This window comes from Membranihabitans marinus (assembly GCF_019802045.1).
In the GTDB taxonomy this organism is placed as follows: domain Bacteria; phylum Bacteroidota; class Bacteroidia; order Chitinophagales; family Saprospiraceae; genus Membranihabitans; species Membranihabitans marinus_A.
Genome location: NZ_JAHVHU010000020.1, coordinates 62,479 through 82,929, shown reverse-complemented (window position 1 = coordinate 82,929; position 20,451 = coordinate 62,479). Strand labels below are relative to the sequence as shown.

Genomic DNA, 20,451 nt, shown 5'->3' with positions numbered 1-20,451 from the left:
GTTCTGACCACCATCAATGCTATACGTATAACCGGGAGTTCCTCCTCCGGCTGTCACAGTGATCTTTCCATCGCTCCCGCTGTTGCAGCTCGCATCCGTCGGTGTCGTACTACAGGTCAATGCGGAACAACATGACTTAACCTCGATATCTATTTCTAGTTCACTGGATTCACCACCATTCACCACGGTTAACTTCACGGTCTTAGAACCACCAGATGAATAGGTCACCGAATGAGGACCGACAGTATTGGATGTGGCTGGTGAAGCGGTATTTGTACTAACATCAAAATCCCAGTCATAGGTATGATTCCCATCTCCGCCTTGTGTTTCATCCGTAAATGTCACCGACTGAAAACCTCCTCCGTCACATTCAGCTACATATGAGAAGTTAGCCTGAAGGGGTGGATTGACTAGAATATTAGGAGCACAGGCAGTTTGACCAGGGGATGTGTGGCAACTCACAAAACTTACACCCTCAGTTCCAGAAGAACATGTATTATTATTATTTGTACGCCACCCAAATCTTGGGCCAATACCATTGTTATTCGCATAAGCAGGCAGTGAAACAAGCTCCACTTTTTGTCCACAGATATAAGAAAAGTCATAAATTTTAACCAAATTAACACCTGGCAAAATCGTCTTTTTTAACAATAGTCCATCTAAATCAGTTATTATCTGGGAATTATCAGGATTAGTAATTAAAAGTCTCGCATACATGGCTAGACAATATCTATTAGCATTTGAATTCCAAGGAATTTCTAACCAAATGGAAACTTGTGTATTGTCTGGTACATTGCAGCTTCCAATGGGGTTACCATTTGCATCTCCGATATAAGCATCGTCAACTGTAACATTGTTTGTGGAGCAATTAAAACTGCAGAGATTCTGCGATTGTACTGTTTGAAAAAAGATTATGACAAGAAGCACAAATAACACAAATCGAATTCCATAATTACTCCATCCGATCTTTCTAAAAGTATTTTTGTTTACATGAATGATTCTAAAGCATGAAGAAAAAAAAGAATTTTGAGTGTCGAAGGTAGAAGTGGTGGATTGCATAATTAGAGGGTTAATTTCTTATGTAGGTAATCTGTGCAGTTGTTTTAAAAATGTTTCTTTTAGATTATGGAGTTCTGGAGCACACCGACCCCGAGCCCAGTCCAATGCGCAAGCCAGTACATCAATTAATTATTTGTTAATTACATACTATACCAGGCATTCACTTTGCATGAATACTAAAAGAATTGGAACACTCAGAAGAGAATAGTAAAAGGGTATATTCACGAGACACAGCAGACCCCATTAAATGCAAGTGCAATTATTATTTGTATCAACAAAGTCAATTAGGAAGTCTACCCGCCAGAAGAAAATACTAATCTGATATTTTCCCAGCTGAGTATCCGCAATGTAAAAAGTGTGATTAAGTAAGTGCGTATCTCATAATCATGTTTCTTTTGTGATTATAAAGGTTACATCTGATTTTACTACCTACATCCAAACCCCGTTACATAAGGTGTGCAACCAAATCCAACACAGAACAACACTCGTCGCTTATTTTGCGACAAACAATTCCAGTCAGAAATCACACAACAGTGCAAAAGCGTAAGAATATGGTATTTAGTTTCTAAAGAGTTTTTACTTAAAGGCGCTAAGGGGCAACGCCTAAAACCATGTACCGATGTCAATATATGAATAAAATTTAAACTAACAAATTTTTACTTAAATTAATACCTAATTTTAACATATTTACCGGTCTGCAAATGCATATGTTGTTGCTATTAGGATTTTAGTTATGCAAATTTCATGTGGTAATTCTGCCAGAAATGGTTAATTCCAGTATTCAATTATTTTGTAGTTGTGTATTACGTGCTTGGATTAAGGCGTATACATCATCAATCCTTCAAGTAGTTCCGCCACGATGCGGTACGGATATTTATGGGTCAGGAAATGGTGTCCTGCGTCCGTGGCCGGGTCCCAACTGTTGGTTCCGTCCGGATTGATGATAAAGCGGCCCGGACCATTGATATAAAAGTAATCACCAGCCGGACGTACCGCGACCAGAACGGCCGTATGATCCCAAGATGGGCGAGAGAGCGCCTTGCCCCCACCGAATGTTTCCAAATTGTATTTGTACGCCCATTGCACCGGACTGTTTCTAACGTTCATATGAGCGGTATGTCGTCCGGTTCCAATTCGGGCTCCGATCTCAAAACCACTAAACAATATGGGCGTTGGCCATTGACTAAAAACCACATTTGAAGAAACTGAATCCTGGTACACATTAAATTCTTTTCCTTCGGGAAACACACCGGCCATAGCAACATAGTTCTTGACTTTTTTTCGAATCAATTCTTTGCCGGAAAGCAATGAAAATTCATCAGGTCCCGAACGCAATAGATCGGCCAGATTGGTCACAAATCCAACCGTCACGATGGTCACACTCGTATCTGCAGATTCAGCAAGTATTTTTCGATACACCTTAACCGCTTGCGGGTACTCTGAATTGGTTTTTACCTGGGGAAGATAACGATGAATCAACGAATCGTTCCAGCTATTCTCAGCGGTAAAAGCGGGCGCATTCCTTGAAGGAGATCCAATCGGAATATCTGGTTTTTCAAAATACCGATTTAATACCTCTATGGTCGGTGCAATTGATGGATGGCCGTCACTGGCTACTGTAGCCAATATGTCACACTCTCCCTGTGCTGCCAAAGCATGCAGAACCGCCAACGCCCCCACATCATCGTAATCCGGGCCCATATCGGTATCAAAAATGATCTGCGGTACAGCTTGTCCCGTCATTTGGATCGGAATCATTGCTGCAAAAAATATAAGAAAATGGAAGATTTTGGACATCGTCTTTTTGGTTATATGTATTTAGCGTTGATATGGTTAATGAAGTTTATCAGGTTTAAAAAGTTAAGCCCCCTCCAGAAAGTCTCTTTTGACAACTATACCCCCGGTGCTTGCGCCACCGCTATAGCTTTAGCGCACGCGGTCAGCCCGGGGATGTTATCGTAACGAAAATATTGGCTTTAGCCATTAAAACAAGCTTCATAAAGAGCTAAAGCTCAATAATATTCTCCTGTTTTAACCCCGGTCTAAAGACACGGGGTTACTTTCGCGTAAAACCTACTTTTCGGAGCAGACTCAAAGTTTACGGGTAGACCGTGGACAGCTGACCAACAACCGATACCCAACGACCATTAATCAGATTCCCATCATAAGCTGAACCGGATTCTCCAGGAGCTCTTTCACACGGACCAAAAAGGTGACCGAAGTACTGCCATCTATGACTCGGTGGTCATAGGAGAGCGCCAGATACATCATGGGGCGGATCTTCACTTCGCCATCGATCGCAACGGGACGCTGTATTATATTGTGCATACCCAAAATGGCAGATTGAGGTTCATTGAGAATAGGGGTACTCATCATAGAACCAAATATTCCCCCATTCGTGATCGTAAAGGTACCTCCAGTCATTTCTTCAAGGCTCAGTGTTCCTTCCCGTGCTTTATCAGCCAGCTCTTTGATTTTCAGCTCAATTTCATGAAAATTCAACGATTCGACATTATTTACCGGAGGTACAACTAATCCATTGGGCGTAGAGACGGCGATGGATATATCTACATAGTCGTGGTAAATCAGATTGTCTCCGTCAATTCGAGCATTCACCTGAGGCATCTCCTGCAAGGCCACTGCACATGCTTTGGCAAAGAGGGACATAAAACCGAGTTTGATCCCATATTTTTCAACGAACTTTTCCTGATATGTTTTACGAAGATCCATGATAGCAGACATATCCGCTTCATTAAATGTGGTCAACATCGCGGTTCCATTCTTGGCAGAAACCAATCGTTTTGCAATTGTCCGGCGCATCCGTGACATTTTTTCTGTGCGTTCTTCTCGCGAGAAAGGCTGGGTTTGAGGTTGAGCTTCTGATTGACTTGAAGGCTCTTTCTCAGGTTGCGCTTCAGGTTGAGTCGCTTTTTGAGCATCTTCTTTGGTGATGCGTCCATCCCTTCCAGTGCCCTTGACCGTAGCCGGATCTATCCCTTTTTCGTCAAGTATTTTCTGAGCAGCCGGAGCAGGGTGCCCACTGGCATAGGATTGAGATTCAGAATCAACTTGAGTTTGAGACTCCCCAGCGCTGCCTTCTTCATCTTCCTTCTGTACAGAACTTTCTTCTGAATCTCCTTGATCACCTCCCTCTGAATCAGGTGCTTCCACCGAAGTATCGATTTTTGCCACCAGTTCTCCCACTTCCAAATCCTGTCCTTCTTCGGCGACATAAATCAATTTTCCGCTTGCTTCTGAAGGAAATTCCAGTGTGGCTTTATCAGATTCAAATTCACAGATCGGATCATCCAGTTCTACATATGCTCCATCCTCCTTTAACCAGGCAGATAAAGTTACTTCAGTAATGGATTCTCCGATGGTGGGTACTTTAAGTTCGACTATGCTCATGATTCTTTTCGTTGAATATCTATTATGTTGTAAAATTATAAAATTTTAATGGATTACCAGGTGGTTTAACCCAATGATCACATCAAAAGATTTAATAAGAAACCACGGAACGAAATATACTGGGTTTACGGATCAACAGCTTTGACGTCTTTTGAATCGAATAACTTTTTCCCAGGTTCCAGACTATGGTATGCGCTTGTTCCGAAATCAGATTCTTTTTATTGCTTCGGATTTTAACGGCTATTATATCATTGCCTTTCTTGACCACCCTGATGTTTCGAACCGGTGCTTTTTTGTTGTCCGTAGTATATCTGATCAATTGAAGCCCGGCACTATCTGTCCGCTGGACCTCCATAAAATCAGCCCATCTCGGGGTGGCCACATTATAATCAATTAATATACGCAGATCCTCTTTAATGTTATAATTTACCAGTTTTTTCGACTCGGGAGGATGATCATTTACTGTGATCGTTTTCGTGACATTTAACAGGCTGTCCATGCCATTGTTAAAAACAGAATCCACCACCGCAGGCAGGCTAATTAAATCCGTGTCAAAAGTGGTAACGTCTTCGGGCTCGACACATCCGAAGACCAGAAGCATCAGAAACCCGCCGAACCACCTGGAGCTATTGTACCAAAACATCGCCTGTCATTTCATCAGGAACGTTGAGCTCCATCAAGGTTAAAATAGTGGGTGCTACATCTCCTAACTTTCCGTTTTTTATGGTGGAATAGCGTGGATTTTCATCGAGATAAAATATCGGTACCGGGTTGGTGGTATGCGCAGTATTGGGGCTACCATCCTCATTGACCATATAGTCCGAATTGCCATGGTCCGCAATTACAATAACCGAATAACCTGCTTCCAATGCCGCCTCACAAACTCTTTTGGCACATTGATCGACGGTTTCCACTGCTTTGACAGCCGCCTCAAAAACTCCCGTATGACCGACCATATCCGCATTGGCAAAATTCAAACAAATGAAATCTGGTTGGTTGGTTCCCATATCTTCTATCACCTTCTCCGTAATCCCGACCGCACTCATTTCAGGTTGTAAATCATACGTGGCCACCTTCGGCGAATGAACCAGGATTCTGCTTTCATTTTTAAAAGGTTTTTCTCTTCCTCCGGAGAAAAAGAAAGTCACGTGCGGGTATTTTTCAGTTTCCGCAATTCTCAATTGCGATTTTCCCTGATCAGCCAGAACCTCTCCCAAGGTATTCTCGATATCCTTTTTGTCATATACGACATGGATTCCTTCAAAGGCCTGATTATAACGAGCCATCGTCACCATGTATAGATCCAGGGGTTTCATATTCTGTTCGGCATACTCCTTTTGTGTTAATGCCGATACGAGTTGCCGGGGTCGGTCCGTTCTGAAATTTATAAAAAAGCAGGCGTTATTAGGTTTCAGGGAACCAATCGCCGCTCCCTTTTCATCGGTAACCACTAGTGGTTGCACAAATTCATCGGTTATACCGTTCTCATACGATGCTTTTACCGCCTCGACGACATCACTTGTTTTCTCTCCTACCCCGTGAACGATGAGTTGATAAGCTTCCGATGTGCGCTCCCATCGGTTATCGCGATCCATGGCATAATATCGCCCAACCACTGTAGCAATTTGGGCATTTTTATCCTGAATATGGTCTTGCAATCTTTCCAAATAACCTACACCACCATTCGGGTCAGTATCCCGTCCATCCAAAAAACAGTGGATATATACCGGAATCCCTTGCTCCGAGAATACATCAACCGCCGCTAAAAAATGATCTATGTGGGAATGTACTCCGCCATCCGAGAGCAAACCCATGAGATGTACAGGCTCCTTGTTCTCATGGCAATATTTTATAAGATGCTGTATAGCGTCCTCCTGAGCGAATGTTCCTTCGGAGATCGCCTTATTAATGCGGGCCAATTCTTGATACACGATCCGACCAGCACCAATGTTGAGGTGCCCCACTTCGGAATTCCCCATCTGCCCTTCCGGCAGTCCCACTTTTTCTCCATAGGTTACCAACTCGGCATGAGGATATCGCTCATACAATGAATCCACATAGGGTGTATTGGCTTGCGCGATGGCGGAGCGATCTTTATCGGGCCCAATGCCCCAACCATCTAGTATCATCAAAAGGTTTTTTTTCATCTTATTCCTGATTTTGCTCCTGAAAGCTTTATAACGTTCTAAAAAATACAATGTTTATATCAATAGACATCCGATTTCTAGAGGATGCATCTTAAAATTCTGCCCTCAAAAATAAGCAGTATAAATCGATCAATCACTTTCTTCAGCTATTTTATCAGAAACTATTTACTTCTTAAACATCAAATTTTGAATAATAAAATTTCCAACACCTTCCCCCTGCTTTACACCTTCCGTGATCGCCGGCATGTAATGAATACCCCCGTAAAGCCGGCTAATCGCCGCTTCCTGAGAAGCTTGTATGAAAGAATCAAACTGCCGGGCAGGTAAGCCATATTCCATTTCTACGGTGTCTTCAAAGGCATAATCCGGACCAAAAAGGGCAGTTAAAAGTACCGCTGCAGTAGTGGAAATCACAGAATGACCACTGGTATGTTCTGGAAAAGGCGGGGTCTGGAGCACTGGACGCCACATTGGATCAAGGTATTTGTTTATATATGTTTCCGGCCGAATCAGATTGGATCGGTATTTTTCGTTCCAACAATTGATAAAAGCATCAAATAATCCAATGCTAACCAAGGTATAAGTGGCAATGGTTTCCATCGGTGATAATCCGGATTGCCTGGCAGCCAAACCAGCAATACCCATCCAATGTCCCCCGGGGGATATTTTCTTCGTGCCAAACATCACATGACCCTTGTGATGAGAAACAAAAGGATTGCAGTCCCAAAAACTAGCAATGGCAATAAATTCTTCGTCCTCCAAATTCACCGCTTCATATACATCTCGAGCCTGTTCATAAAAGGCCGATCCCGGTATCGTATCAAAAACAGGAGGTGGTAATGGAATAAATTGAGCAGCTGAATCCAATACCAAAGTTCGGATTTTATCCCAATGGGGTTCAATGCCCTCCATATAATCCGGTGGAGTCGGCTCCCATCGCCCCGGGTCAGACTGGATACTGAACTTGGGCATGGTCCGGGTCTGTTTATACCCATCTTGATCAATCCACTTAAAAATATGATCCGCTACCCTTTGGGCGTATGATTCCGAAGCCTGGATGACCTGTTCTGGCACCCCCATCTTTCTCCAACCTTTATCCAGATCTGAACGAAACTCTTCCATTTTGTCTTCGGAAAAAAGAAGGCGCTGCCCCAGAATGGTATATACTTCGATCGCAGATAAATAAGGATCTTCGAAGGAAGAGGTATCTATTTTAGGAATCGGTGTCAGACCATTCAATTGACCGGCTAATGCCGAGTAACCATCATCCAACTGTGCCATAATCTCATAGGCGGCTACTGCCGGGTATACATAGGTACGACTGGCCACCGGCGGAGAAAAGATATCATAAACCATGATATCTGTGAGCTTCTTCACCGATCGGTGAAAGTATTCCGAATCATATAAATTGTTCTTATAAGCGTGATCTGACACGCAGGATGTGAAATACAACGCGACCACCAGACCATAAAGATATTTCATGCAAGCTCCCTACTATTTAAATACAACCATAAAGATACAGTATATTTTAAAAAGACGTTTCTATCAGTGTATACAATCTCATTCCCGCGATCCTATTTTTAGGGAGATCCGTGAGTTTTAACAGATCAATAACGCCCCGAGAATTTCATTTTAATTCAATGCCGTAATAAATGGGATCCAATCCCGGTTTATGTACAGGAAAAACCCAACTACCATGAAATACTGCTGCTCTTTACTCACTCTCCTTCTGGTCGCTCTGTGTTCTATAGCATTTGGACAGACTTATATATTCAACGACACCCTGTATGTCTGGGAAATGCGCGGAGCCAATGTTACCAAGACACCTGCACCCGACGGACAGATTCTCAGCAAATCCTACTATGGTAGTGCGGTACGAGTCGTCGATAAAAACATTGGAGAGCATCCTACGACTATAGAAATCCAACCGGGACTGAAGGTGCAGGGCCATTGGATCAAGGTCATTGTCAAAAAAGACACCGGTTACATCTTTGACGGATATCTATCACACTTCAAAACTTTCGATCTGCGTTCGGATGCCTCAGGAATTGACTTGGCGTACGAAAATTTCCCGAGCGATGACCTGGTGTCGAAAGACATACGTTCTTATGAGCCCGGGAATGTAAGTGAAGGCCAAAGCCGGGACATCCGGTTTGAAAACGGGATCCGTTGGAATATGAAAAACATTGAAAATTGTCTGCTTGAGACCTATCACATCCCCACCGTCCGATATGCGGAAGCTTACCAATTGATGATGGCCCTTTACTCCAATTATTTTGACCAAAAGGCCACCTATATGTCCGAACCAAAATTCTTGCAGCAAAGTGGCCTCAAGCACCAATTCGTTCTCCGGAACAAAGATCATCCACTTCGAATCAGCCTCTATCACCAGAATGGAGAGTACATCATCAGTTCCTATTCCTGCACTGGTAAAGCAGATTAAGAAGACCGTGCTGCGCCAATTTCCTCTTCGGAACGGGAAGTCTGGGTTGTTTCGGTTCTAGCCCGTTCAGTTTCTTATGTTCAGTACTGGCATCCGCCTATGGCTTTGTTTTATGGAAGTTACAAGGCCTCAATCGCTTTGGAAATATCCTGCTCACCGGAAATTAGGTCAAAAGACTTACCGATCGTTCCAGGCTGTCGGAGGACTTCGATCAGTGCCGATGCCACATCAGCCCGGGGAATAGAAGCACGTTCCACTTCTTCTCCGACTTCTATGCGACCTGTCCCCTTTTCATTCAACAAGCGACCGGGACGAACAATGGTATAATCCAGTGAGCTTCGTACCAGTGCGTCATCGGCAAAGTGTTTGGCCACATAATATGGTTTCAAATCGGCATTCCATCGATCCCTTGATGACGCACCCAGCGCACTGACCATCACAAATCGGGATATATTCTGATTTTCGGCAGCTTGCATCATTTTGACCGCCCCATCGAGGTCAATCAATAAAGTTTTGTCTGCACCGGTACTGCCACCGGAACCGGCTGTAAATACCACGGCATCATGCCCTTGCACCACCTTTTCCAATTCTTCCACGGGCCATTCCAGATCTCCCACCACGGTCGACACCCCCATTTGATCAAATTTATCTGCTTGCTCCTTCTTCCGGATCATGGCGACAGGATCCCAGTCCGTTGATTCCCTGACTTGTTCCAGAAATAATGAACCGATTTGTCCATTTCCACCGACAACTAATACCTTCATTGTGTTGATTTTGTGTTGAATAATTCTTTTAGGTTATACAATAAATCAGTAAGATTGTTCTGAGTATCGTTCCACGGAAGTTCCCGTAAAGGACCTGCACCAGGAAGAGGTGGGGTTGACCTTACGCATACGCAAAAGCTAATCCTTAGCTTTAACCTCAACCTTATCCTTCCCTATCTACTCCAGACCAATTTGCGCCACTTTTTCAGCAAATAAACCGGATACGGTACATGGGTATAAGTCATCACAATGTCTCCACCATACTGCTTTTTCATTTGATTAACAGGTTCCTTTGTTCCGACGAAATCAAAATACTGATATCCTTCTGATTTAAGATGAATCATATCCTGATGATAGAGATATTTATTGGCAGTGCTGCACCATTGTTGATCCTTTTTATCTGAAAATGAACGAAATGCAGAGGCATTAAGATAGGCAAAAACTTTCCGTTCTTCCCAATCACCAATATTAAGATGGGCAGCCAATCGCCCCATCTGGGGATGGTAAATCGCGGAATAATAATAATTCGATTGTTTCTTCAAAGTATGTCCAAGTACAGGATTTAGATTTTTACTTTCGATGATTGGCTGATACATATTAATCAAATCTGGCAAATACTCAGGCCGCTTGATCTGAAATCCTATTTCTTCTGCTTTTCGGAAATAATACTGCAATCCTTTACTATATTCTTCTTGAAAATCACTTTGCAAATCGATCAGCCGAGTGGGAAAAGGCGTTGTTTTATACCAGAATGAAGACTTCTCCACACGACTCATATCATACCGATACCGAAGTGACACCAATGGAATACTCCGGGCATAGAAACGGCTGGTTAGATACTTCCCTTTGAGTTCAAACATGACTTAAATAGTAAAGTGATGCAATCATTTTCCAAATATACAAAGTCGCTTACCATTTGAACCAAGAAGACACCCACCGTTGTATTTTCTGCAAAAAGTAAATCGGATAGGGCACATGGGTATAAGTCATCACAATGTCCCCGCCAAATTCCTTCTTCATCTGATTCATCGGCTCCCGGGTTCCCACCATATCATAATAGACATAACCCAGGGACTGAAAATACAACATATCGACATGAAACAGGTATTTATTGGCCGTACTGCACAGACGCTGGTCTTTTTTTGATTCGTAAGACCGAAAATCGGACGCATTGATCAAGCCAAATACTTTTTGTTCATCGCGATCCCCGATACTCACATGGGCAGCCAATCGTCCCAGGTCTTTGTGGTAAATCTCAGAATAAAAGTACGTGTTTTCGGTTTTTAAATAGCCCGGCGGGATCGCTGCAAGGCTTTTATCATCCATCACCGACTGATAGATATCCATCAAGTCCGGTATAGAATCAGGTCGCCGTACTTCGAAGTTCTCCGCATCAATGTTTTGGAGATATTTTTGCAGTCGACGGGAATACCCATCCCAAAAATCACTGTTGAGATCGATTAGCCGAGTCGGGAATGGAATCGTTTTATACCAAAACGATGACTTTCTTACATGGCTCATCTCGTACACCTTCCACGCTAGTAGGGGTAGGTTCCGTGCGTAGTATCGACTGGTCAATATCTTACCACTAAGTTCAAACATAAATAGAAATCAACCGAAATTAAAATAAATGCACAAAGGTACACAGGAAACCAAAGATGTCCATACGGGAAATTATATATACCGTGTTTTTGGGTAGTTTAACAATTAACAAACGACTCCTGGTTCGCATTTAGAAAAAGTTCTTTTAGCTTAGATCTCTGAAACTATAAAAGTGACCATGAATTCTAAAAATTCCATTACCAATACGTATTTCGTGATCATGGCTGGGGGTATCGGCTCCAGATTCTGGCCTGCCAGCCGGGAAGCCATGCCCAAACAATTTTTAGATGTGCTGGGAACGGGCCGATCTCTGATTCAGATGACTTATGATCGCATCAGTCCTCTGGTTCCTGCAAATCAAATTATTGTCATGACCCATGAACGATACCGGTCTTTAGTCAGACAACATCTACCAGCAGTGCCTTCAGAAAACATCCTCGTCGAGCCCAGCCGCCAAAATACGGCCCCTTGCGTCGCCTATGTTTCGTTCCATATTGCTGCCAGAAACCCCAATGCGAATATGGTCATTCTTCCGGCTGACCATCTGATCACACGAGAGCAAATCTTCCAGAATACCCTGATACAATCGGTGGAATATGTGACCGATCATACAGACATTCTCACCCTGGGAATGGCCCCCCATCGACCCGATACAGGATACGGCTATATCCAGCTTGGGCAGGCTACCGGAGAGAAAAACATTCGACATGTCGATGCATTCAAGGAAAAACCCAATCTGTCGGTTGCGAAGACTTATTTGGAGGACCAGAACCATGTATGGAATGCCGGGATTTTCATCTCCAGTGTCGCCACCATGATCACGGCCTTCGAGCAGCACGCCACCGAAATTTACAATATACTCAATGCCCCGAAAGCCTATGGCAGCAAAGCGGAGACCACGTTTATACAGGATAATTACCCCAAAACACCATCGATCAGCATTGATTATGCGATTATGGAAAAAGCCAATAATATCGTCTGTTTTGTCGTTGATATTGGGTGGAGCGACATCGGCACCTGGCGAAGTCTGCATGAACTCAAACGGGGAACATCTGATCACATTGTAACCAATAACCCAAAAGATGACTACTACATCACACAATCCGATTCCTTAATGATTCATTCGCTGCCAGGAAAAAAGATGTTGATCAAGGGTCTGAAAAACATGATCGTCATCGACCAGGAAGACATACTTATGATCTGGCCACTGGAAGCAGAACAGGAAATCAAAACCATGCGTGAGGAACTTAGTTCCAAGTGGAATGTGGAATAGCAACTTAAAATCAAGGAATGAATCGATTTGAAGGTAAAAACGTATTGTTCATCTATTACAAGTTTCCGCCTATTAAAGGTATCGGAACACTTCGCAATGCAAAATTCTACCAATCTTTTAAGAATGTGGCACGCAAAGTTTTTGTAGCTACGACATCCAACCGGAAATTTTTGCCTATAGATCAATTTCGATTCGATCCGGAAGATGTGATCGAAATTCCAACCTACGATTTCCGAACGATTTACCATTTTCTCACTGGGGACGAAGGATCTCTGATCGTGACTCAGGATAAGACGCCGCACAAATGGTTGCCCCACTGGAAAGAACGCTTCAAGAACTCGTTTATAGCCCGGCATTTGGATGAAGGTGGTTCTTACTTTGTTCACCGGGGCTATAAATTATGTCGTAAAATCATAGAGCGGGAAAAAATAGATATTATAATTTCTTCCTACCTGCCCTTTGATGCCCATAGATTGGCGTTCCGACTAAAAAAGAGATACCCCCATCTATACTGGATTGCTGATTACCGGGATTTTTTTTCGGATCCGATGTTGCGTGCCACGCCTCAATTCAGTCACCTTCAAAATAAACATTTTCAATTTCTCTCCATAGCAGATGAAGTCACGACGGTATCCAGTGGTATAAAAAAACGCTTATCTGTATTCCATCCCCGGGTCCACGTGGTACGGAACGGACTTAACCATCCACTGACCTCTTCCAGACAAATACCAAAATATAAATTATTTACACTGGCATACACCGGCAGCATTTACCCCGACGCACAGGACGGTACACTGCTGGCCAGGGCTCTGAAGGAATTGATCAACGAGGGACGAATCAAAAAGAGGCACCTGCAATTTGTGAATGCCGGTAAAGATGGTCTGTATTGGGAAAAACTACTGGAATCATATGGGATTGGTGAAATACTGGTAAACCATGAAATCATTCCGCATAAAGAGTCACTTCTAATACAACAGAAATCACACATCAATGTATTGTTGAGCTGGGCCTCCGATGACGTTTCAGGAATACTAACAGGAAAATTATTTGAGTACCTGGGTGCTGAGGCACCGATCGTGGCGCTCATCAACGGAAATTTTGACCCTGAGCTTGACGAACTGATATCAAAGCCAAATCGGGGCACTTTGTTTCAACAATCTGAAACAGGTCTTAAAAAACTAAAAACATTTCTGGTTCATCAATATAATTTTTACCTGAATAATAAAAAGCTGGCAATGCCGCTCTATGATTCGAACCAAAAACCACTTCGAGGTGTTATCACTTGGCAAGACGAGTTTGACAACTGGAATAAGAATAAAACCCAGAACAACGATCAGACGAATACAAGGCATTCCTTGACATCAAATCAATAAATCATGGTAGTAGTTGTAGCACTGGATGATCATCCTTTAATTTTGGAGGCATACACAGCTATATTGAGCAATCGAAGTGACATGACGTTTGCCGGTGGATTTACAGACGGTAAAGATCTATTGGCTTTTTTAGCCAAATCGCCGTGCGATGTATTGATTTTGGATATGCATTTGAAACATGGAGAGACCGGACTAATGTGGTGCCGAATGCTGCAAAAGCAACACCCGCAATTAAAAATACTGGGTGTTTCAGCATTTGATGAATTCAAAATGATCAAAACGTTTTTGTGTGCCGGTGGAACGGGCTATATCTTAAAATCCGCCCCGCCTAAAATATTCACGGAAGCGATCCTGGCGGTGGGTCAAGGAAAAGAATACCTTCAGAAAGAACTCAAGGAAATTTTATTAGAACAGAAGTTGAAAAACCGATCTTCGAATGACATGCCCCCCATCCTCACAAGTCGGGAACGGGAAGTACTGGAACTCATTGTTGCAGGTCGAACCACGCAGGAGATAGCTGATCAATTGCATCTGAGCCCCCATACCATCGAATCCCACCGAAATAACATCATGAGCAAACTCAATGTCAATAATGTAGCCAGCATGGTCCGTGAAGCCATTCACAAAGACTTAGTTTATTCCTAAACGGCTCCGCATCCCTGTTTTCAGCTACTTTACAAACTAGATATTTTCCATGAAAATAATCGTTGTCAAATTTTTAACTTTGCAAAATAACCAGCGATAAATTTATGACCAAATTTACTTTCAAAATTCATTCTATTTTTATACTTTTATGTGCCGTATGTTGGCTTAGTGCTTGTTCAAAAACAAGCACCAATACCGATTGTCATGCTGGATTTAGTTTGCATCAGGTCACCTCTGCAGAAGTCGAGAAATACTCCAATGCAGCAGCTGATTATGCTCAAGATCCCACACCCGAGACCTGCAACAGGTATAAAGATGCCATGAGCTCGTATATTGATGTGTTGGAGATTTATGAAAAATGTGCCCTGGAATACGGAAGTATCGAAGATTGGAGATCATTTATTAACTCAGCGCGTACGGCTTTAAGCGATCTTGACTGTCAATAATAACCTACTTAACCAAAACTGAAAATTGAATTATTATGAAAAAACTTTACTTTACATTTATTGCTTTAACAAGTTTCCTGTTTCTTAGTCAATCCACGATGGCACAGGATGTGAACACGTCTTTCCAGGAAGGTGATGTGGTCATCAATGCAGGACTGGGACTCGGAACAACATTTGCCTTTACAGGCTCTCTGGGAATACCCCTCGGCGGTGGTGTAGAATACGGCATCACGGATGCCATCGGTGTCGGTGGCGAAGCTGGTTTTGCTTCCGGTGGGGGACTCACCGTCTTCTATATCGGAGCCAAAGGATCCTACCATTTCAATGATCTGTTTAATATTGAGGACGAGGCCTGGGATGTGTATGGTGGATTGGGGCTTTACTATCGAAGCTTCAATGTTTCCGGCATTAATTTTGGATTGGGCAGTGGAATCACCGCCGGAATTCACGCAGGTGCCCGATATTACTTTTCGGATAGTTTCGGTGTATATGCAGAGTTGGGGAACAGCTATGCCTGGTTAAAGGCTGGTGTCGTACTCAAACTGTAACATAAAACAATGATAAAAATGCCCTAACCGGATTTTTATATACCCCTACTTATTACAATGGATTGAATCGTAAACGATTCAATCCATTTTTTTTTAAGGTGTAGAGTGCATGGTGTCGGACATAGGACATATTTGCGGGCCGGCATTGCAATTGGCCCATTGATTGTACTTTCATCTGCACCTCGGGAATGAGCCATAAATAACATAACCGGCTTCTCTGTTTTCTCCCTTTAGATATAATCAGGATCCATCTTTTGCTGCATCAATTATTCAGTATCCCAAAACTTTTCTCGGATTTTACCCAAGGCTTCTCAAACACCTGCAAATTCAAACCGCATCGATCACTCGTTGCAATTTTTGATTCACATCACCGGCAAGATCTTTCAGTTTTTCATTTTCAATCGCCATCATGGATGCCTGGGGGTTCACCGCAGCTACTTCGATATCCCCTTCGGTAGTTTCCTGGACGATAACATTGCACGGCAGCATGGTACCCACCTTATCTTCAGACTGCAATGCATTGTATGCATACTCCGGATTGCATGCCCCCAGTATTTTATAATTTCTGAAATCGACATCCAGTTTTTTCTTCAGGGTTCCCTTAATATCAATTTCAGTCAGCACACCAAACCCCTCTTTTTTTAGTTCCTCAGTCACTTTAGCGATGACTTTATCAAAATTCCCACCAACTATCTTACTCATGTAATACTTCATACTCTTATTATTTTAATGATTTATTTAATGTTTTCAATATACGAAACAAAGCTGTGATTGACAGTGACTTGGGTTACACATGGACAGCGATTGCATCCTGATCAGGAGCCATGCTAAAAACACATCTATTTAGCTCATATACAGCTCTTTAAACAAAATATATATCCCCATGACCAGAACAAAATAGCCAAAGGCCTTCTTCAACTTGGAGCCATCGATAAATTTATTAAGCCAGACACCAATGAATATGCCCACCACCGAAAGGCCGGTAAAGAAAGATAAAAAACCCCAACTGATCTCCAGATTCTGCACGTCACCCAGAAAGCCAATCAGGGATTTGACTGCAATAATCAACAACGAAGTAGCTACCGCTCTTTTCATGGGGAGCTTCGCCAACATCACCAACGCCGGGATGATCAAAAATCCACCACCAGCTCCGACAACACCTGTCAAAACACCCACCACGATACCTTCTATGATGATCAATGGGTAATTGTATTCAGCAACCACAGCTTCATCATCACAATTATCACATTTATCTCGAATCATCGAAACAGAGGCTAACAACATGATCAGCGCAAAAAACACCATAATTCCGAGATCCTTGGTAACCCTAAAACCTCCGATATAAAACAACTCTTCCGGCAAAGCAGGAACGAGAAACATGCGTGTAGCATACACCGCGATAAAGGCAGGTATGGAAAAGACAATAGCGGTCCGGATGTCAACGAGTTGCTTCACTATGTTTTGAACAGCACCCACCAATGAGGTTGTCCCTACTATAAAAAGGGAATATCCTGTGGCAGTCACCGGATTGATTGACATCAGATAGACCAATACCGGCACAGTCAGGATTGAACCACCACCCCCGATTAGCCCAAGCACGACTCCGATGGTCAATGCGCCGAAATAGCCTATCACTTGATAAATATCCATATCATTAAATTACGACACAAAGATAATTGCACAAATCAAGGATGCCCGTAACATTTGTTACACATCAGAAATTCCATCACTTCCTGACTCTTTGCAGGCATTCAAATGCACAACCAACTCCTTCATACCTTGTCCATCCACCGGAAAATAGATCAGAGGTGTGGAATTTAAGACATGCAGACCGACTTAAAATAAATTTTCCTTAGATGAAAAAATAAAAATATTGTTGGTTCTTGAATTTTTAAATATATTTGCGGTTCCGATTTCACCCTCTGGTCAGTTCGTTTACACAGAACTGCATGAGCACAAAATGGACAATTATCTGTCAACGTTCAGATATTGAAGACAAATAATCTCAAGCCGAAGTGGCGGAACTGGTAGACGCGCTGGATTCAAAATCCAGTTCTGGCAACAGAGTGGGGGTTCGATTCCCCCCTTCGGTACTAAGCAAGAGGTTCTTCACAGGGAGAGCCTCTTTGTTTTTATTCAAAAGGCATGCCGCAGTGGCGGAACTGGTAGACGCGCACGTTTCAGGGGCGTGTGTCCGTGAGGATGTGGGGGTTCGACTCCCCCCTGCGGCACTTTTCTGGATTATGATTTATATATATGCCATTAAGAGTAAAGTCTCACCATTCATCTATGTGGGCATGACTAATAACCTGGAGCGACGTTTTCAGGAACACAATAAGGGCTACAGTTATTCAACCAAACATTGCACTCCCTTCGAATTCCACCTCGGGAACGCAAACCGCACAATTTGTGAGAATTTGGGCGCCGATCCTATTTCATACTAACTTCCTCCTTCTTCTCAGTGTCTTCGGGCTGATCGTACAACATCGTAAATTTGATCGGGATGGAAGACGGAACCAGATCAAGCGGAGGACTGGAAAAAAAGAAATCCCGGGGTCGCAACTGGAAGTGGCCTTCCACTAAAATTTCATGGCCAATATTTTTTCGATAAAATTCTATCTCCACGGAATTATGCCTGCGACGAAACTCCAAAGTCCCCTTCGCAATCCAATGATCATCCTTTTTCTTGATCGAATTGCTTTCAAATCTCATATCCGGGTTGTTCCAACTATTAGCTACCCACGCCAGATAACCACCATTGGTTCCCTGAAAAGAAATGAGAGGTACTTCAAAATTAAGTTGCTCGACAACACCTGTCGTATCATTCAAACCCAATTCCCCTTTGAGTTGTATGCTCTGCCCCTCAATGGGGTATACAGGTCCAAAATCAACTTTGTAGGACATTTGAGTTCCACGATGGCTCTGCGCATAGCCAGGTTGAGAAGTAAGTGCAAACAATAATAAAGCGCTTAATAAAGCTAATATTCTTATATTTTTCATAATTCATTTTTTAATTAAAACAACACAATATTAAACAAAGAAAAATCTTGTATTGTTCGCGAGATGTCAGGAAAACATAGATTCAAGACAATTTCTGTAGAAAAACAGAAGGGAATTTTTGGCACACTGTACCTTGGCACAAGTGGTTGTGGTGCATAGTACCTGACTAATGGTTGACATTGCAGATATACCAACGCGATATGCATTATAAGCACCTCCGTTCATAAAAATTTCCGGAGCAAAGTACTAGTACGTTCAAGCCGTTTTGCGTACGGACGACCGATCATCCTTTAAAACGGAAGACCATCGTATCCCTGGGCACAGATGGTAAGCGATACCCTCCGGTGTCAATCATTATGCCGGGATTGGTCTCTAAAAAGCGCTCAACGGACTCTGATGGTATCCCGGTAAGATAAATAAAAACCTTTCTGAGCTCCGGCCAACCCCGAAGATCTTCCAATGCGGAACCATATAATTCAGCGCCGGTCAGATTCAGAATCTGAATATTTTTCAATTGGGACAGTTTTTTCAAACTATTACCAGGAAGTTTACTTCGGGATAAATTTAAGTCTGTAGTCCGAGTGAAATTAATCAATTCATTAAGGTGTTGATCGCTCAGATTTTTCCCCGATACATCCAACCATATGACCTGCTCCTTAATCTTTGCAGCCTCTTTGATGAGCTCAGGCTCTAAATTTGGCACATTCATAAATGACACCTCCAGATAATGACTACTCTTTCCTACAGATTGAACCAAAACACCCTGCGATCTTAGATTCTCAATCAGGGTTGGGTCTGGCTGGGATACAGGTTGTGAAGGGATCAGCTCATTAGAAAACAACTTTTGATCGGCCATCAGATCATCATACCATTCCTCCAGCGCACTGCGGTCGGGATAATGCATGACCATTTTTTCAACTTCCCCACCCTGAGCTATCCACGCTTCAATGACTTTCACCTCATATTTTGAAAGTTGTGCTTTTCCTTTCGGCGGCATATGTTCGTCTTCGTTCAGTGGCAGGGTCAATACATGATACAGTTTACTTTTGTCCAGGTCTGATCTGATCAATGGATCCCCCGACGCACCGCCTTTTTGAATCATCTCGGGGCTATCCAGCCGGAGCTCTGATTTTTGTTTCCGATCGCTGTGGCAGCTATAGCACCGCGCTTCCAGGATGGGGACCACGATGTCTTCGTACACCAAGGCACTATCCAGGTTAGAAATTTCAAATTCGAGTTTTTCCGCTTCATAGGGGTCATGTCCAAAAAATTGTTGCCAGGTCACAGGCAGGCCTTCCCACAGATAAGAAGCCCCATGCGTAAGTACCCCACCACGGTGCCCGGTTAAGATCAACAACACCAATGTCAAAGCTGTGAAACTATAAGAGACAGTTGGGCGGACGCTCCATCGAAACTCCACTAAATACCAAAACACAGTGAGCACAGCCAGACTAATTCCAGTCCATTTATGCCAAAAAAGCTGATCCGCAGGATAAGTGCCCGACCGGGCGAGTAACAGACCCGTCAGGCAGGTCACTATACCGACGATAGCGGACAAAAGCAGTGATACTTTCAACGCTGGCCGATAAGTCCGAGTGCTGGACCGAATATCGAGTGCTTTAAACAAGACGGCCATTACCACAAAACCAATGGGCAAGTGGACCATCAAAGGATGGAAACGTCCCACAAATAATTCAAGGTCAAACATCCGGATATTTTGAATGTGGATAATGTAGACTCAAT

Annotated in this window: 20 protein-coding genes and 2 tRNA genes; 9 read left to right on the top strand and 13 right to left on the bottom strand. The window is 43.1% G+C overall.

Going from position 1 to position 20,451, the window contains the following annotated elements:
- From KUV50_RS17710 to KUV50_RS17685, 6 genes are all read right to left on the bottom strand, one after another.
- Positions 1 to 1,059 (bottom strand): PKD domain-containing protein (locus KUV50_RS17710; RefSeq protein WP_222581527.1); only part of this gene is annotated, 1,059 nt, incomplete at its 3' end.
- 816 nt (positions 1,060 to 1,875) lie between these two features.
- Complete coding sequence (locus KUV50_RS17705; RefSeq protein ID WP_222581526.1) at positions 1,876 to 2,856, bottom strand: nucleoside hydrolase; 981 nt, start codon at positions 2,854 to 2,856, stop codon at positions 1,876 to 1,878.
- A 354-nt stretch (positions 2,857 to 3,210) separates the two neighbouring features.
- A complete protein-coding gene (odhB, locus tag KUV50_RS17700; protein WP_222581525.1) occupies positions 3,211 to 4,467 on the bottom strand; it encodes a 2-oxoglutarate dehydrogenase complex dihydrolipoyllysine-residue succinyltransferase in 1,257 nt (418 codons plus the stop codon).
- Positions 4,468 to 4,558: 91 nt separating this feature from the next.
- Positions 4,559 to 5,110, bottom strand: coding sequence for a hypothetical protein (locus KUV50_RS17695; protein WP_222581524.1), 552 nt, complete (start codon positions 5,108 to 5,110; stop codon positions 4,559 to 4,561).
- Positions 5,094 to 6,614 carry a 2,3-bisphosphoglycerate-independent phosphoglycerate mutase gene (gpmI, locus tag KUV50_RS17690; RefSeq protein ID WP_222581523.1) on the bottom strand — a complete coding sequence of 507 codons (1,521 nt, stop codon included), beginning with the start codon at positions 6,612 to 6,614 and terminating at the stop codon, positions 5,094 to 5,096. Before gpmI ends, KUV50_RS17695 begins: the two co-directional genes overlap by 17 nt.
- A gap of 165 nt (positions 6,615 to 6,779) precedes the next feature.
- A complete protein-coding gene (locus tag KUV50_RS17685; protein WP_222581522.1) occupies positions 6,780 to 8,096 on the bottom strand; it encodes a vanadium-dependent haloperoxidase in 1,317 nt (438 codons plus the stop codon).
- A gap of 214 nt (positions 8,097 to 8,310) precedes the next feature.
- On the opposite strand from KUV50_RS17685, the gene KUV50_RS17680 reads away from it, so the two are divergent.
- On the top strand, positions 8,311 to 9,057 hold the full coding sequence (locus KUV50_RS17680) for a hypothetical protein (RefSeq protein WP_222581521.1): 747 nt from the start codon (positions 8,311 to 8,313) through the stop codon (positions 9,055 to 9,057).
- Positions 9,058 to 9,176: 119 nt separating this feature from the next.
- Here the strand turns inward: KUV50_RS17680 and KUV50_RS17675 are convergent, their stop codons facing one another.
- The 3 genes from KUV50_RS17675 to KUV50_RS17665 all read right to left on the bottom strand — a co-directional run bounded on the left by KUV50_RS17675 (position 9,177) and on the right by KUV50_RS17665 (position 11,423).
- Positions 9,177 to 9,821: an SDR family oxidoreductase gene (locus KUV50_RS17675; protein WP_222581520.1), complete on the bottom strand. Its 645-nt coding sequence runs from the start codon at positions 9,819 to 9,821 to the stop codon at positions 9,177 to 9,179.
- Between the two features lie 173 nt (positions 9,822 to 9,994).
- A complete protein-coding gene (locus KUV50_RS17670) occupies positions 9,995 to 10,681 on the bottom strand; it encodes a hypothetical protein (protein ID WP_222581519.1) in 687 nt (228 codons plus the stop codon).
- 49 nt (positions 10,682 to 10,730) lie between these two features.
- On the bottom strand, positions 10,731 to 11,423 hold the full coding sequence (locus tag KUV50_RS17665) for a hypothetical protein (protein ID WP_222581518.1): 693 nt from the start codon (positions 11,421 to 11,423) through the stop codon (positions 10,731 to 10,733).
- Positions 11,424 to 11,601: 178 nt separating this feature from the next.
- Here KUV50_RS17665 and KUV50_RS17660 point away from each other — a divergent pair, with 178 nt between their 5' ends.
- The 5 genes from KUV50_RS17660 (at position 11,602) to KUV50_RS17640 (ending at position 15,708) form a co-directional block, all read left to right on the top strand.
- Entirely contained in the window at positions 11,602 to 12,696 is a 1,095-nt protein-coding gene (locus tag KUV50_RS17660) for a mannose-1-phosphate guanylyltransferase (protein WP_222581517.1), read from the top strand.
- Between the two features lie 17 nt (positions 12,697 to 12,713).
- Positions 12,714 to 14,069 carry a hypothetical protein gene (locus KUV50_RS17655; RefSeq protein ID WP_222581516.1) on the top strand — a complete coding sequence of 452 codons (1,356 nt, stop codon included), beginning with the start codon at positions 12,714 to 12,716 and terminating at the stop codon, positions 14,067 to 14,069.
- 3 nt (positions 14,070 to 14,072) lie between these two features.
- Entirely contained in the window at positions 14,073 to 14,714 is a 642-nt protein-coding gene (locus KUV50_RS17650; RefSeq protein WP_222581515.1) for a LuxR C-terminal-related transcriptional regulator, read from the top strand.
- Between the two features lie 104 nt (positions 14,715 to 14,818).
- Positions 14,819 to 15,160, top strand: coding sequence for a hypothetical protein (locus KUV50_RS17645; protein ID WP_222581514.1), 342 nt, complete (start codon positions 14,819 to 14,821; stop codon positions 15,158 to 15,160).
- Between the two features lie 35 nt (positions 15,161 to 15,195).
- The gene (locus KUV50_RS17640) at positions 15,196 to 15,708 is read left to right on the top strand and encodes a hypothetical protein (RefSeq protein WP_222581513.1); all 513 of its coding nucleotides are present in this window, start codon (positions 15,196 to 15,198) and stop codon (positions 15,706 to 15,708) included.
- 327 nt (positions 15,709 to 16,035) lie between these two features.
- Here KUV50_RS17640 and KUV50_RS17635 read toward each other — a convergent pair whose 3' ends face one another.
- Positions 16,036 to 16,422: a DUF302 domain-containing protein gene (locus KUV50_RS17635; protein WP_222581512.1), complete on the bottom strand. Its 387-nt coding sequence runs from the start codon at positions 16,420 to 16,422 to the stop codon at positions 16,036 to 16,038.
- A 129-nt stretch (positions 16,423 to 16,551) separates the two neighbouring features.
- On the bottom strand, positions 16,552 to 17,358 hold the full coding sequence (locus tag KUV50_RS17630) for a sulfite exporter TauE/SafE family protein (RefSeq protein WP_222581511.1): 807 nt from the start codon (positions 17,356 to 17,358) through the stop codon (positions 16,552 to 16,554).
- Positions 17,359 to 17,717: 359 nt separating this feature from the next.
- Here KUV50_RS17630 and KUV50_RS17625 point away from each other — a divergent pair.
- The 3 genes from KUV50_RS17625 (at position 17,718) to KUV50_RS19810 (ending at position 18,152) form a co-directional block, all read left to right on the top strand.
- Positions 17,718 to 17,801: transfer RNA gene (locus tag KUV50_RS17625), tRNA-Leu, on the top strand.
- A 54-nt stretch (positions 17,802 to 17,855) separates the two neighbouring features.
- Positions 17,856 to 17,939: transfer RNA gene (locus KUV50_RS17620), tRNA-Leu, on the top strand.
- A 12-nt stretch (positions 17,940 to 17,951) separates the two neighbouring features.
- Positions 17,952 to 18,152: a GIY-YIG nuclease family protein gene (locus KUV50_RS19810; RefSeq protein WP_222581510.1), complete on the top strand. Its 201-nt coding sequence runs from the start codon at positions 17,952 to 17,954 to the stop codon at positions 18,150 to 18,152.
- Here the strand turns inward: KUV50_RS19810 and KUV50_RS17610 are convergent.
- Positions 18,139 to 18,708 carry a YceI family protein gene (locus KUV50_RS17610; protein WP_222581509.1) on the bottom strand — a complete coding sequence of 190 codons (570 nt, stop codon included), beginning with the start codon at positions 18,706 to 18,708 and terminating at the stop codon, positions 18,139 to 18,141. The two genes, KUV50_RS19810 and KUV50_RS17610, sit on opposite strands and share 14 nt — an antisense overlap.
- 283 nt (positions 18,709 to 18,991) lie before the next feature.
- Positions 18,992 to 20,416 (bottom strand): c-type cytochrome domain-containing protein, encoded by a 1,425-nt coding sequence (locus KUV50_RS17605; RefSeq protein ID WP_222581508.1) that lies wholly within the window; start codon positions 20,414 to 20,416, stop codon positions 18,992 to 18,994.
- Between the last annotated feature and the right edge of the window lie 35 nt (positions 20,417 to 20,451).